Genomic DNA, 13,986 nt, shown 5'->3' with positions numbered 1-13,986 from the left:
CCCTTGCGCGGCTGCCCGCGCTTGGGCCGCGCCGGTTTCATACGCTGCGGGTGGTGCGCAGCGCCATGGATGACTGAAATGCCATAAGGAGCCGACCATGCCCGATTCCGACAAGCTTGCCATTGCCGCCCATTTGCATGTGCTGCTGCGCCGCAAGACGGGGCGCGTGACCGACACTGAATGGATGGCTTCCAACGTTGAATATGCGCTGGAGATCGTGCGGTTCGCACGCCAACGTGCCCAGGAGGACAACGTTCCGGAGCTGGTCGAGTGGGCCGACCGCCTCGATCTCGCCATCCATGCCGCCCCACCTGCTGCGCCGCGGCGACCCTTGCTGGATGTGGCCACGCAGGCGGTGCGCCAGCGCATGGCGCCGCCGCCGCCAGAGCCTGCGCCGGAGGTTCCCCGTTATGTGGGAGGGATTCGCTGACCACGCTGCGGCCGGGTGGCCGTTGCGCGGGCGGTGTCAGTGCGCTGCCGTGCCTTGCACGAACAGGCCCGCCGTGGGCAGCAGCCCGGCCAGCTTGTCATCGCCATAGGTGCGCAGCACCTGCGCAATCACGACCTGGTAGCCGTTGAGCCACTGCGCTTGCGCCGCCTTGGCCTTCAGGTGGGCGGGGTGCTGCATCAATGCCTGCAGCGCTTCGAGCGACTGCCAGTAGTAGACGTTGGACACGAGGCCCTTGCCCGTGTCCTCCCACGATTCCTCGCCCAGGTAGCCGTCGATGGAGCGGGCGGCGGTCGCAATCGCCTCGTCCAGGCGGTGGAAGGCGTCGTCGAATTGTTTGGTGGCAAAGATGAAGGTGGAGGAGTACATGGGCGCGATGGTATCCGCGCTCATGCCGCGCGCCGCGCCTGGATGATCCACTCCGCCGCCTTCTCGGCCAGCATCAGTGTGGGAGAGTTGGTGTTGCCGCTGGTGATGGTGGGCATGGCCCCCGCATCCACCACGCGCAGGCCTGCAATGCCGCGCACGCGCAGTTGGGAGTCCAGCACCGCCATCGGGTCGTCATCCCGCCCCATCTTCGTCGTGCCCACAGGGTGGAAGATCGTGGTGGCAATGTCACCGGCCAGGCGCGCGAGGTCCTCGTCGCTTTCAAACTGCACGCCGGGCTTCCACTCCTCGGGCTGGTACCTGGCCAGCGCGGGCTGGGCCACGATGCGGCGCGTGACACGCAGGCTGTCGGCGGCCACCTGGCGGTCTTCGGTGGTGCTGAGGTAGTTGGGGGCGATGGCCGGTGCGGCCTTGAAGTCGGCGTTCTTGATGTTCACCGTGCCCCGGCTTGTGGGGTTGAGGTTGCACACGCTGGCCGTGAAGGCCGGAAAGCTGTGCAGCGGCTCGCCAAAAGCGTCGAGCGATAGCGGCTGCACGTGGTACTCGATGTTGGGCCAGGGCTGGTCGGCGCTGCTGCGCGTGAAGGCCCCCAGCTGCGAGGGCGCCATGCTCATGGGGCCACTGCGTTTGGTCGCGTATTCGAGCCCGATCTTGGCCTTGCCCCAGAGCGAGCTGGCCATGGTGTTGAGCGTGGCCACGCCGTTGACCTTGAACACCGCGCGGATCTGCAGATGGTCCTGCAAATTGGCGCCCACGCCGGGCAGGTCGTGCACCACGTCGATGCCGTGCTGGCGCAGCAGCGCGGCCGGGCCGATGCCCGAGAGCTGCAGCAACTGCGGTGAGTTGACCGCGCCTGCGCTCAGGATGACCTCGCCCGTTGCGCGGGCCGTGACCATCTCGGTGCCGTCCCACACCTGTACGCCGGTGCAGCGCTTGCTGCCGTCGGGCTGCGTCTCGACGATGAGTTTGGCGGCCTGGGCGCTGGTCCACATCTCGAAGTTGGGGCGGCCGTAGCAGGTGGGCCGCAGGAAGGCCTTGGCGGTGTTCCAGCGCCAGCCGCTTTTCTGGTTGACCTCAAAGTAGCCCACGCCTTCGTTGCTGCCGCCGTTGAAGTCGTCGGTGGCCGGGATGCCAGCCTGCTGCGCGGCCTGGGCAAAGGCATCGAGGACATCCCATCGCAGGCGCTGCTTTTCCACGCGCCACTCGCCGGTGCTGCCGGTAGCCTTGTTGCCATGCAGGCGCTTGAAGTTTTCATTCACGGCGCCGGGCTGGTCCAGGCGCCAGTGGTCCTCGTGGCGGCGGAAGTAGGGCAGGGCGTTGTCCCAGCACCAGCTGGCGTCGCCCGTCAGTTCGGCCCACTGGTCGTAGTCGCGCGCCTGGCCGCGCATGTAGATCATGCCGTTGATGCTGCTGCAGCCGCCCAGCGTCTTGCCGCGCGGGTAGCGCAGGGTGCGGCCGTTCAGGCCCGCATCGGGTTCGGTGTTGTAGAGCCAGTCGGTGCGCGGGTTGCCGATGCAGTACAGGTAGCCCACGGGGATGTGGATCCAGTGGTAGTCGTCCTTGCGGCCGGCCTCGATGAGGAGCACGCGGTGGCGGCCGTCGGCGCTCAGGCGGTTGCTCAGCAGGGCGCCGGCGGTGCCGCCGCCGATGATGATGGTGTCAAACGTGGTGTGGTCGCTCATGGGCAGGGGCGGTGGCAATGTGTGGAAGGAGACGGAGGGCCATTGTGCGGACGGCGCCGGGTGTGTCGAGAGGGTCAGTGCCTATTGCTATTAAATATATAGCTATCAGCGCACGATGGTAAAGCGCTGGCGGCCTGTTTGATATTAATTTCACGCATTCCTGGCCCGCCTGTGCTTGGCGCACGGTCCTGGGGTTCCTCTGCACGAATCGCCGCGCCGTGTGCATCTGCGGTCTCGGGCGGTCTGCGGCGTTGCAAAACCTCGCAATAGCTGCGGCTATTGCTGCGTTTTGCGCATTGCAGTCCATCCCGATCCGCAGTGCACACTTTCCGCTCGATTCGTGCAGAGGATCCCTGGCGGGCATCAATCCTACGTGCCGCCTGCGTCCGGCTCCGCTACCATGCACGCTCCCTTTCATTCTTGGCAGCCCGCGCTGCCCAGTTCATGACCGACCCCGCTCCTCGCATTGTTCGCGCCGACACGCCCCAGGGGCCTTGTGCGCAGCTGCACGGGCGCTGGGGCGCGGCCGAGCTGGGAACCGGGGCACAGTGGCAGGCCGTGTCGGGTCAGCTGCGCAGCCACCCGGCCGCACCCACGCTGGGCTGGGACCTGATGCAGCTGCAGTGGCTGGACCACGTGGGCGCACAGTTGCTGTGGAACCACTGGCAGCATGCCTGGCCCGAGCGCCTGGCTTGCACCGACGCCCAGCGCGACATGCTGGCGCGCGTGGCGCAGTTCACCTGCACCGCTCCGCCGCCCGAGCCCTGGCGGCTGAGTGAGCAGGTGGACCACCTGGGGGTGCTGGTGCTGCACGGCGTGGACCATGCCCGCCACATGCTCGAAATGGTGGGCCGGCTGGTGCTGGACCTGGGCCGCCTAGCGCGCGCGCCGCGCAAGGGGCCGTGGCGCGACGTATCGGGCCACCTGTACCGCATGGGGGCCACGGCCCTGCCCATCACGGCGCTGGTGGGCTTTCTCATCGGCGTGGTGCTGGCCTACCTGATGAGCCTGCAGCTGCGGCAGTTCGGGGCCGAGTCGTTCATCGTCAACATCCTGGGTATCTCGCTCATCCGCGAGCTGGGGCCGATGCTGGCCGCCATCCTGGTGGCGGGGCGCTCCGGCTCGTCGATCACGGCGCAGATCGGCGTGATGCGCGTGACCGAGGAACTCGATGCCATGCGCGTCATGGGCATTCCCCACGGCTTTAGGCTGGTGATGCCGCGCACCATTGCGCTGGCACTGGCCATGCCGCTCATCAGCGTGTGGACCACGCTGGCAGCGCTGGCGGGCGGCATGCTGGCGGCCGACGTGGCCATGGACATCTCGCCCGGCTACTTCGTGCAGGCCCTGCCCGCCGCCGTCAAGATCGGCAACCTGGGCCTGGCCATGGCCAAGTCGGTGGTGTTTGGCGCGTTCATCGCGCTCATCGGCTGCCACTGGGGACTGCGCGTGAAGCCAAACACCCAGAGCCTAGGCGAGGGCACCACCGCTTCGGTGGTCACGTCCATCACCATGGTGATCATCGTGGATGCGTTGTTCGCTGTGGCATTTAAAAACATAGGCATATGAGCAGCCACGCACGCACACCATTGCCCGAGCACATCGCCGTGGTGCCCGGCGAGCCGCCCATCGTGGACGTTCAGGGCCTGTGGACGCAGTTTGGCAAGGGCGATGAAACCTTCACCGTGCACCAGGACCTGAACTTCACCGTGCAGCGCGGCGAGATGCTGTCGCTGGTGGGGGGCTCGGGCACGGGCAAGACGGTGCTGCTGCGCCAGATCCTGGGCCTGGCCCGGCCTGCGCGGGGGCAGGTCACGGTGCTGGGGCGCCCGGCGTCCGAGATGGGGCGCGAGGGCGCGGCCAGCCGCGTGGGCATGCTGTTCCAGCACGGCGCGCTGTTCTCGGCCTTCAATGTGCTCGACAACGTGGCCTTTGCGCTGCGCGAGCAGGGCACGCTGCCCGACGACCTGGTGCGCGACGCCGCGCTGGTCAAGCTGCAGATGGTGGGCCTTCAGCCCGAGCACGCCACGCGCATGCCGGCGGATCTGTCGGGTGGCATGGTCAAGCGCGTGGCGCTGGCGCGTGCGCTCATCATGGACCCGCCGCTTCTGCTGCTCGACGAACCCACGGCGGGGCTGGACCCCAGCAGCTCCGACGACTTCTGTGCGCTGCTGCGCGAGCTGCGGGCCGCGCTGGGGCTCACGGTGGTCATGGTCACGCACGATCTCGATACGCTGTTTGCGCTGAGCACCCGGGTGGCCGTGCTGGCTGATAAGAAGGTCATCGTCACCGGTCCGCCGCACGAGGTGGCGCATTTCAAGCACCCGTTCATCGAACATTTCTTCCTGGGAGAACGTGGCCAGCGCGCCATGGCCCCGGTGCAATCCGTGGAGCACGCCCTGGCAGCACAGACCGCCGCCGCCGTGCCCACGCCCGACAAGGAACCCAGCTGATGGAAAACAAATCCCACGCCCTCGCCGCAGGCATCTTCGTGCTGGTGGTGGCCGCCATGCTGGCGGGCCTGGCCATCTGGCTCACGCGCGACAGCGCCAACTACGAGCAGTACGAGCTGTCCACCAAGGACGGCGTGAGCGGCCTGCAGCCCCAGGCCGCCGTGCGCTACAAGGGTGTGGCCGTGGGCAAGGTCACGCGCATCGGCTTCGACCCGCAGGTGACGGGCAACGTGCTCATCCGCATTGCCGTCAACGAGCAGGCCCCCATCAGCCCCACCACCTTCGCCGTGCTGGGCTACCAGGGCGTGACGGGCCTGGCCCACGTTCTGCTGGACGATGCCGACCAACCTTACCCCGAGCTGCCACCGGGCCCCAGCGGCCTGCCGCGCCTGCCCATCAAGCCGTCGCCGTTTGGCAAGCTCGCCGAGCAGGCCCCCGCCATCCTCACCCAGGTGGACGAAGCCACGCGGCGCATCAACCAACTGCTGGGCGACACCAACCAGCAAAAACTCACCGAAGCCCTGGGCAACATTGCCCAGGCCGCAGGCAGCGTGAACACCTTGACCCAGCGGCTCGATGCCACCGTGGCCCAGCGCCTGGACCCGGCCCTGGCCGCGCTGCCCCCGCTGGCCAGCGATGCGCGCAAGACCCTGCAGTCCCTGCAGCAGGCCGGTGCCAGCGTGTCGGTGCTGGCGGCCGACGTCAGCAAGACCACGCAGCGCCTGGGGGCCGAGGGCGGCCCCATCGACCAGATCACCATCGGCACGCAATCCCTCGCCCGGGCGGCCGATCAGTTCAGCACCACCACGCTGCCGCGCCTGAACCGCGCGGCCGACGACACCTCGCGCGCGGCACGCACGCTCAGCCGCACGGCGGGTGGTGTGGCGGACAACCCCCAACTGTTCATCTACGGCTCGGGCCGCATTCCGCCCGGCCCGGGCGAACCTGGTTTCGCGCCCTGAGAAGGTGTGAACGAACCCACCATGCCCGCTCATTCCCCCAAAACACACCCGCTCGTCGTTGCAAATGCTCGCCATAGCCCGCGCTATGGCTGCGCTTTGCGCCTGGACCGGCCGCGTTTCGGCGGCCTGCTCGGGCACGCCGGATTCATTCACACCTTCTGAGGAGAAGCGTTGATGGAAAATACTATTAAAAAAATAGCTGCTAGCGATTTACCATCAAGCGCTAGAGGTCTATTTGTTTCAGTTTTTGCAGTGGGACTGCTGGGTATCGCCGGCTGCTCGGCGCTGCCCAGCCCGCCCTCGCGCCCCGTGCTCTACGACTTTGGCCCCGGTCCGGTCGCCACGGCCCCCAGCGATCGCCGCGCCCCCCTGCCCCCGTTGGCGCTGGCCGATGTAGAGGCCCCGGGCCTGCCCGAGGGCAGCAACGCCGTGCTCTACCGCCTGGCCTACGCCGACGCCCAGCAGCTGCGCCCCTACAGCCAGGCCCGCTGGAGCCAGCCACCCGCCCAGTTGCTGCAGCAGCGCCTGCGCGAGCAGCTCGGCCAGCGCCGCGCCATCCTCAAGGCCGACGACGGCGCGGCCCAGGCGCGCGACGCCGCCCAGGGCGGCCGCTTGCCAGCCGTGCTGCGCGTGGAGCTGGAAGAGTTCAGCCACCTGTTTGCCAGCGCCTCGGACAGCGCGGGCGTGGTGCGACTGCGTGCCACGGTGGTGGATCTGACCCCGGGCGGTGAAGCGCTGCGCGGCCAGCGCGTGTTCACCGTGCGCACCCCGGCGCGCAGTGCGGATGCAGCAGGCGGCGTGGCTGCATTGGCCGATGCATCGACTCAGGTGGCGCAGGAAGTGGCGGAGTGGGTGGAGCAGGTGGGGCGGTAGACCGACGCTGCGGTGGGTGTAGCCCGGTGGGTGCCTGTCGTCTGTCGAGGCCTCGCCTTGTGGCGATCAGCGGCGCCCACCGGTTATGAACGTGTCGGCGCGGCGGTTTCTGCCTGTTTTGCGCCGTTGGATTTAGCGCTTCCCTCGATCCCCGTTACAACCCGCGCATAGCGCGCAAAGCTCCAGTACGCCCAGGCCCAGTCCAGCAGCACGACCAGGCGGTTGCGAAAGCCGATCAGGAAGTAGACGTGCGCGAACAGCCAGAACAGCCACGCAAAGTAGCCTGAAAAGCGCACCGGCCCAGCGGGCGAGGTGAGGTCCACCACGGCGGAGTTGCGGCCGATCGTGGCCAGGTTGCCGTAGTCGCGGTAGCGAAACGGCTGCGTGGCCTGGCCGGCCAGGCGGCGCAGGATGTTGGCGGCCGTGGCGCGCCCCATCTGCTTGGCGCCGGGTGATACACCGGGAACGGGGGTGGGCTCCTGGCCGGGCGCGTGGCTCTTGGCAGCAGCCAGGTCGCCAATGACGCTGATCTCGGGGTGGCCGGGCAGGCTGAGATCCGGCGCTACCACCACGCGGCCCGCCCGGTCGGTGTCGCAACCCGTGGCCCCGGCCAGCTGGCGCCCCAGCACCGAGGCCGCCACACCGGCCGCCCAGACAATGCATTTGCTCTTGATTTGATAGCTGTTTGCGCTTGTTGGTTGAGCGCTGGATGGCGATTCGACCATCAACCCGTCGCTGTCGATGGCGGTGACGCGGGCGTTCAGGCGCACTTCCACGCCCAGCTTTTCGAGCTGCTCCCTGGCGCGCTGGCTCAGTGCCTCGGGCATGGACTGGAGCACGCGGGGGCCGCCTTCGAGCAGGATGATTTTTGCGCTGGCCGGGTCGATGTGCCGGAACTCGCCGGGCAGTGTGTGGCGTGCGATCTCGGCCAGCGTGCCCGCCATCTCCACGCCCGTGGGGCCTGCGCCCACGACCACAAAGTTGAGCCAGTCGGCGCGGCGGGTGGGGTCCGCTTCCTTTTCTGCCGCCTCGAAGGCCAGCAGGATGCGGCGGCGGATCTCAAACGCATCGTCCAATGTCTTGAGGCCTGGGGCATGGGGCGCCCAGTCGTCGCGGCCGAAGTAGCTGTGGGTGGCTCCTGCAGCGACGATCAGGTGGTCGTACGGCAAGGGCGCCGACGGGTGAGGCCCGTCCTTCAAATGCACGGTGCGCGCTGCCACGTCGATGTGCGTGACTTCGCCGAGCAAGGTCGTGACGTTGGGCTGCTGCCGAAACAGGTGCCGGATGGGCGCAGCGATGGCCGGCGCCGACAGCCCGGCCGTGGCCACCTGGTAAAGCAGGGGCTGGAAGAGGTGGTGGTTGGTCTTGTCGATGAGCGTCACGTCCAGCGCGGCACCACGCAGCGCACGGGCGGCTTCGAGGCCGCCAAAGCCGCAGCCGATGATGACAACACGGGGGCGGGGCGAGGGAGCGGAAGAAGTGGTCATGCCCCCATTATTGGGGCTCGCAGCTTCCGGGCAGCCTGTGAAACGGGCGCTCCCCCGGAGAAAGGCTGCCAAGCAAGGGCCGCCCCGCAGCGAGGGCTGCGTCCCCCCGCCCGCAGCGCGCAGCGCTACGAGAGCGGGGGGAAGCGGCGCAGCCGCTAGGGGGGGCTCACATCACGCCATGAAACCCAGGTTGGTCGGGTAGTCGGCCCCGCCAAAGTGGCTCAGGTTGGGCAGCACGCCCGCCAGTTCGCTGTTGCTCACGCCAAACCAGCTGGCCAGCGTGGCCGCGTACTGGTCCACCGAGGTGCTGGGCAGCAGGCGGCCCTGGCCCACATGCCACTGGTCGTTGGCATCGGCAGTGTTGGTGATGCTGACCGGCGGCGCCTTGCCATAGAAGGCCTTGCCCTTGACTGCGCCACCCACCATGAGATGGTGGCTGCCCCAGCCGTGGTCCGAGCCGTCGCCGTTGGAGCTGAGCGTGCGGCCGAAGTCCGAGGCCGTGAACGCCGTCACCTTGTCGGCCACGCCCAGTTCGACCGTGGCGTTGTAGAACGCGGTCATGGCTTCGCTCACGCGCTGCATGAGCGTGGGCTGCTGCGAGATCAGGTTGTCATGCAGGTCGAACCCGCCCAGCGACACCATGAACACCTGCCGTTTGCTGCCCAATGCGGTGCGTGCACCAATAAGGCGGGCGACCATCTTGAGCTGGTCGGCCAGCGAATTGCTGGTGGGGAAGGCCGTGGCCAGCGTGACACCGGCCAGCCCGGAGGTGATGGAAGCCTCGGCGCCCACAGCCCGCGCGGTGACGCGGTTGTATTCGTTCTCCAGCGTCTGGCCGCTGGTTTGCTGGATCAGCGAGGTCAGCGCTGCGCGCACGGCCGTGGAGCCGTAGACATTGCTTTTGACGCCGTTGATCGGGATCGCACCGTTGGTGCTGACCTGGTACTGCAGCGCGGAGTCGCCCGAGAGGAACACCGCATTGCCCGTGACGGAGATGCAGGTGAACAGCGAACTGCCGTTGGAGGACAGCGCCAGGTCGCCGATGTTGCCGCCCCAGCCCACGGTGGAGCCTTCGGGCGAGGACGACTGCCAGACCGATTGCTGGTCGTTGTGCGAGAACAGCTTGGGGGGCAGCGGGTACAGCGCACGGTTGCTGCCGCTGTATTGCGCACGCGTGAGTGGAACCACCAGGGGGCCCACGTTCAGCTGCACGGCTGCCTTGCCGGTGTTGAACAGGTTGGTCAGCCCGGTCATGGCAGGGTGCAGCGCGTACTGGCGCCCACCGGCCAGTGGCGTGGTGGGCGCGAGCAGGGTGGGGGTCAGGGCGGACTTGGCCAGGGCAATGCCCCCCGCCGTCTGTCCGGCACCGCCTCCGCGCGCGGCGCTGTATTTGTTGTAGCTGTCGTCGTCATAGGTAATGACGGTGTTGGCGTAGTCGTTGCCGCCGTACAGGAAGACGCAGACCAGCGCCTTGTAGTCGGTGGCCGTGAAAGCTGCGGCTTCGCCCACGGCGGCGAGATTGAGCGCAAAGGGCAGGGCGGTGCCTGCCATGCCCAGCTGGGCCGAGCGGCGCAGGAAGGCGCGGCGGGAATGGAGGTCGGGTTGGAGGAGATGCATGGCGGCGCGCCTTATTTCTGGATCAGGTATTCGGCCGAGGCCATGACGAGGAAAATCGCGGCCGCCACGCGGTCACGTTTGGCGTTGTCCGTGCTTGCCGCCGTGACGGGGGTCGTCTTGAGGGCGTCTGCGATGAGCTTGACGGTGGCTGCAGACAGCTGGCCAGCCGTCATGAGCAGGTTGATCCGGTCCACGAGCGCATCGGCATCGGCCACGATGGCCAGTTCGTTGGTATAGGCCGCCTTGATGTCGAAGCCGTTGTTGCCGTTGCTGCCGTTGTTGGGCAGGTCTGGCGCGTTTACGAAGATACCGTTGCGGATCACGCCCTGCATGTAGTTGAGGTAACCGCCCACGCTGCTCTCGTTGACCAGCTGGAACTCGGGCGCCACGGCACCGGCCGTGGCCAATGCCGTTGAAGGCGGCACATAGCCCGGCCGGAAGAAGTTGAACACCGACGGTGAGCGCAGCGGGCTCTGCGCCAGGCGCGAGCCGGCCGAGCTGAGGTCGCCGATCTTCCAGCTGCCGTATTGCGACGCGATGCCAAAGGTGCGGCCCCACTGCACAAAGCGCAGCATGGGCTCGCGCAGGCGGCCGAACATGGGGTCCGTGAGCCCGGCGGGCGCGCGGGCTTCGTCGTCGAGCAACACAGCCTTGACCACGGCCCGCAGGTCGCCCCGCACGCCGAGGCCGTTGTTGTTGAAAGCGGCCGCCACACGGCTGATGTAGCCGGGTGACGGGTTGCTGGTGACCAGGCGCTGGATCAGCTGCTTGCCGATGAACGGCCCAACGTTGGGGTGGTTGAAGATGGTGTCCAGCGCCGTTTTGAGCGCCGCCGCACCGGGTGTGCCAGCGGCAACCGTGGTGCCCAGGAAGGTGGCGGCCAGCGTGGAGTGCCGCGACTCGTTGAGTGCCATGGGCAGCCGCGTGAAATGGGTGCTGGGCACGGTGCGCGTGGTACCCGGCACGGTGGTCTGCACGTTTTGCGACTGGTCGTAGTCGTAGCCCGTGAACACGCGTGCCAGGTTGGTGATGTCGCTTTGGGTATAGCTGTCGACCACTTGGCCCGAGCCATCGCGCTTGGCTGTGCCATCCTGGTTCAGCTCTACGAGCCCGATGGACATCAGCTGCAGGATCTCACGGGCATAGTTCTCATCGGGCTGGCGGCCGGTGGAGGGGTTTTCCTTCTGGTTGCCGCGCGTGTTGAGGTAGTAGCCCATCGCGGGGTTGAGGGTCACGTCCTCCAGCAGCTTGCGGAAGTTGCCGAAGGCATTGGCAACCAGCTGGTCCCAGTAGTGGGCGATGGCATGGCTGCGCCAGCTGAAGTCCAGGCCCGAGAGCGATACCACGCAGATCTCGGACAGCGCGAGTGCCACGCGCTTGCGCAAGCCGTCGCTGGATGTCATGAGCTGTTGCCAGATCATGTAGTCGCCCGGGTAGGTGTTGTCGTAGTACGACGTGGCGTTGTCCACCGTGTTGTACCCGCGCTGGTTCAGCCAGTCCCACCCCTTGGTGCCGACGGGCAGGCTGAACTGGTTGTTGATCCAGCTGTCGTAGGTGCTGGCGCGCAGGGTGGCGATTTCGCCGGTGGATGCCGAGAACTGCGCTTGCAGGAGAAACCGCGCCGCTTCCTGGTCGGTGTCGGCCCGTGTGTAGGTGTAGCTTCCAGCTCCCGGGGCTGGCGGTGGGGGCGGCGGCGTCGCAGGCCCTGGAGCGGGTGTGGGGCCGGGTGCTGGTGCAGGCCCTGGGGCGGGCGGCGTGGCGGGTCCTGGTGCGGGGGCTGGGCCAGGCGCAGGTGCCGCTCCAGGGGGGGGCGCGGAGCCCGGTGTTGGCGTCGTGGGCGGGCTCACGGTTTCATCAGCCGCATCACCACCACCACAGGCCGCCAACGCCACGCTGGCCATCAGGGCGGCGAGCGTGGCCTCCCTGGGCAACGGGGCCGGGCGCGGAGCCGGCTTTGTGGTGTCGATTCCCTCTGCGACCTCGGCAGGCGCTGCTGCGCAAGGCTCCTCTTTCAACAGTGTCATGGTGGTTCTGCTAGTTGTTTGTCACGCGAGCAACACCCTGCGTAGAGCCTTCCAACGCATTGCTTGCACGGGCCGTCTGCGTGGGTAGCTCTGCCCTGGGTGCCAAGGCCGGTGAATCAAGTGTATGGATTTGCAACTGGGAGGCACTCGGGCTAAATCGTTATGAATGACTACAAAAGTCACCAAATGCAACTTTTTACCCAATGAGGCTGGTTTCGACTATGGCGTATTCACCCACGGTTTTCTGAGCGGCTTGTCTGGCATCGGTGTAGTCCACAGGCCGACGTTCTCTGCCTCTGACTGCCTACGTGTGGCGCGCCGCGGGGTTTCTACAGTGGGCTCATCGCTGACCGGCACCGTTTACCGCCATATCGGTGGCATGGCCGCAGCGAAACAACCGCAAGGAAGAAGACCATGAACGAAGACACCGTCAAGGGCAACTGGAAGCAGTTCAAAGGCAAGATGATTGAACAGTGGGGCAAGCTCACGAACGATGACTTTGACGTCATTGATGGCAAGCGTGAACAGTTCCTGGGCAAGCTGCAGGAGCGCCAGGGCATTGCCCGCGACGCAGCCGAAAAGCAGCTCAAGGAATGGCAAGAACGCCACCCGGACTTCCGCTTCAACGACTGACCGGTTGCCCGGCGCAGGGGCCCGGCCCCTGCCCTGCAGCAACACGGGAAACGACGGCTCCCGCACCCTGGTGCAGACAGCTGGACACCCCTGAATCACCCAATCCCGAGGAGAAACCCATGAAATTCGCACGTACTCTGATCGCATCCGTGGCTGCCGGCCTGCTGGCAACCTCTGCCTTCGCCATGACCGAACCCGAGCACAAGGCCGCCAAGGAGCGCATCTCGGCCGACTACAAGGCCGACAAACAAAAGTGTGATGCCCTGAAGGCGAACGCCAAGGACATCTGTGTGAAGGAAGCCAAGGGCAAGGAAGATGTGGCCAAGGCAGAACTGGAAGCCCAGTACAAGCCGAGCCCCAAGGCCACCCAGAAGGTGGCAGAAGCCCGCGCTGACGCTGCCTACTCTGTCGCCAAGGAAAAATGCGATGACCTGAAGGGCAATGAAAAGGATGTCTGTGAAAAGGACGCCAAGGCTGCCCAGGTGAAGGCCAAGGAAGATGCCAAGGTTGCCGCAGCGCAGGCCAAGCCTGCTGACAACGCCGCCGAAAAGGGCGCCGCCGTGGCAGAGGCCCGCAAGGATGCCAACGCTGAAAAGAACGACGCCAACTACAAGGCCGCCAAGGAGCGCTGCGATGCGCTGTCGGGTGATGCCAAGTCCAAGTGTGTGGACGACATGAAGCGCATGTACGGCAAGAGCTGATCCGCTGGGGACCTCTCAGTGGCCGGTACTCCCAGCCGCTGGCAGTCTTCACAATGCCCCGCCCCGTGCGGGGCATTTTTTGTTGTGGGGTCCGGATGGTGCTGAGCGGTTGATGCCGAACTGACCTGCATCAACACGCCCTGGTGGCTGGCGGCCTAAGCTCGTGCCCTGTTTTTGTCTCGCTGCAAAGGGATTCCCATGGCACAACTCGAATGGTCGGACGCGCTGGCCCTGGACCTGCCCCTGATGGACGACACCCACCGCGAATTCGTGGACCTGCTGGCCGCCGTGGACCGGGCCGACGATGCGCAGCTGCTCTCGACCTGGCATGCGCTCGTGGAGCACACCGATCACCATTTTGCGCAGGAGGACGCCTGGATGGAGTCCACCCGTTTTGCCTCGGGCAACTGCCACAGCATGCAGCACCGGGTGGTGCTGCAGGTCATGCGCGAAGGGGTGGTGAGGGCCCAGCAAGGCGACCTGCAAGTGCTGCGTGTGATGGCCAGCGAACTGGCGCTGTGGTTTCCGCAGCACGCCCAGAGCATGGACGCTGCGCTGGCCCTGCACTTGCGCCGTGTGGGCTTTGACCCGGTCTCGGGCGTGGTGCACGCGCCGCACGCGTTGCCGGGCGAACTGATCCAGGGCTGTGGTGGATCGACCTGCTCCGACACCTCGGCCGGTGTTGCCGCCACCGAGCCAGCGGCAATGGCCTGAGAGCG

At 66.8% G+C, this 13,986-nt stretch carries 13 protein-coding genes; 8 read left to right on the top strand and 5 right to left on the bottom strand.

The window, feature by feature from the left end; translation table 11 throughout:
• Positions 1–97: 97 nt before the first annotated feature.
• Positions 98–430 (top strand): hypothetical protein, encoded by a 333-nt coding sequence (locus C8C93_RS18480; protein ID WP_121421975.1) that lies wholly within the window; start codon positions 98–100, stop codon positions 428–430.
• Positions 431–466: 36 nt separating this feature from the next.
• On the opposite strand, the gene C8C93_RS18475 is transcribed toward C8C93_RS18480, so the two are convergent.
• Together C8C93_RS18475 and C8C93_RS18470 are read right to left on the bottom strand one after the other, a co-directional pair.
• On the bottom strand, positions 467–817 hold the full coding sequence (locus tag C8C93_RS18475) for an antibiotic biosynthesis monooxygenase (protein WP_121508865.1): 351 nt from the start codon (positions 815–817) through the stop codon (positions 467–469).
• Between the two features lie 20 nt (positions 818–837).
• On the bottom strand, positions 838–2,517 hold the full coding sequence (locus C8C93_RS18470; RefSeq protein ID WP_121507846.1) for a GMC family oxidoreductase: 1,680 nt from the start codon (positions 2,515–2,517) through the stop codon (positions 838–840).
• Positions 2,518–2,961: 444 nt separating this feature from the next.
• Between C8C93_RS18470 and C8C93_RS18465 the strand changes: the two genes are divergently transcribed.
• From C8C93_RS18465 to C8C93_RS18450, 4 genes are all read left to right on the top strand, one after another.
• Positions 2,962–4,086, top strand: coding sequence for an ABC transporter permease (locus tag C8C93_RS18465; protein ID WP_121508864.1), 1,125 nt, complete (start codon positions 2,962–2,964; stop codon positions 4,084–4,086).
• Positions 4,083–4,970 (top strand): ABC transporter ATP-binding protein, encoded by an 888-nt coding sequence (locus C8C93_RS18460; RefSeq protein ID WP_121507845.1) that lies wholly within the window; start codon positions 4,083–4,085, stop codon positions 4,968–4,970. Before C8C93_RS18465 ends, C8C93_RS18460 begins: the two co-directional genes overlap by 4 nt.
• The gene (locus tag C8C93_RS18455; RefSeq protein ID WP_055394368.1) at positions 4,970–5,932 is read left to right on the top strand and encodes an MlaD family protein; all 963 of its coding nucleotides are present in this window, start codon (positions 4,970–4,972) and stop codon (positions 5,930–5,932) included. Before C8C93_RS18460 ends, C8C93_RS18455 begins: the two co-directional genes overlap by 1 nt.
• 252 nt (positions 5,933–6,184) lie before the next feature.
• A complete protein-coding gene (locus tag C8C93_RS18450; RefSeq protein ID WP_233559498.1) occupies positions 6,185–6,805 on the top strand; it encodes an ABC-type transport auxiliary lipoprotein family protein in 621 nt (206 codons plus the stop codon).
• A gap of 83 nt (positions 6,806–6,888) precedes the next feature.
• On the opposite strand, the gene C8C93_RS18445 is transcribed toward C8C93_RS18450, so the two are convergent.
• The 3 genes from C8C93_RS18445 to C8C93_RS18435 all read right to left on the bottom strand — a co-directional run bounded on the left by C8C93_RS18445 (position 6,889) and on the right by C8C93_RS18435 (position 11,933).
• Positions 6,889–8,292 (bottom strand): NAD(P)/FAD-dependent oxidoreductase, encoded by a 1,404-nt coding sequence (locus tag C8C93_RS18445; protein WP_121507843.1) that lies wholly within the window; start codon positions 8,290–8,292, stop codon positions 6,889–6,891.
• 171 nt (positions 8,293–8,463) lie between these two features.
• The gene (locus tag C8C93_RS18440) at positions 8,464–9,909 is read right to left on the bottom strand and encodes a DUF1501 domain-containing protein (protein ID WP_121421982.1); all 1,446 of its coding nucleotides are present in this window, start codon (positions 9,907–9,909) and stop codon (positions 8,464–8,466) included.
• 11 nt (positions 9,910–9,920) lie between these two features.
• Positions 9,921–11,933 carry a DUF1800 family protein gene (locus tag C8C93_RS18435; RefSeq protein ID WP_199727048.1) on the bottom strand — a complete coding sequence of 671 codons (2,013 nt, stop codon included), beginning with the start codon at positions 11,931–11,933 and terminating at the stop codon, positions 9,921–9,923.
• A gap of 414 nt (positions 11,934–12,347) precedes the next feature.
• Here C8C93_RS18435 and C8C93_RS18430 point away from each other — a divergent pair, with 414 nt between their 5' ends.
• The 3 genes from C8C93_RS18430 (at position 12,348) to C8C93_RS18420 (ending at position 13,981) form a co-directional block, all read left to right on the top strand.
• Positions 12,348–12,566 (top strand): CsbD family protein, encoded by a 219-nt coding sequence (locus C8C93_RS18430; RefSeq protein WP_121507842.1) that lies wholly within the window; start codon positions 12,348–12,350, stop codon positions 12,564–12,566.
• A 119-nt stretch (positions 12,567–12,685) separates the two neighbouring features.
• On the top strand, positions 12,686–13,267 hold the full coding sequence (locus tag C8C93_RS18425) for a hypothetical protein (protein WP_121507841.1): 582 nt from the start codon (positions 12,686–12,688) through the stop codon (positions 13,265–13,267).
• Positions 13,268–13,465: 198 nt separating this feature from the next.
• On the top strand, positions 13,466–13,981 hold the full coding sequence (locus C8C93_RS18420; protein WP_121507840.1) for a hemerythrin domain-containing protein: 516 nt from the start codon (positions 13,466–13,468) through the stop codon (positions 13,979–13,981).
• The last annotated feature ends 5 nt before the right edge of the window (positions 13,982–13,986 follow it).

It is taken from the genome of Acidovorax sp. 93, from assembly GCF_003633835.1.
GTDB classification, from domain to species: Bacteria; Pseudomonadota; Gammaproteobacteria; order Burkholderiales; family Burkholderiaceae_C; genus Acidovorax; species Acidovorax facilis.
Note: the sequence above shows the minus strand (reverse complement) of the source record. Positions and strands in the feature narration are given on the sequence as shown.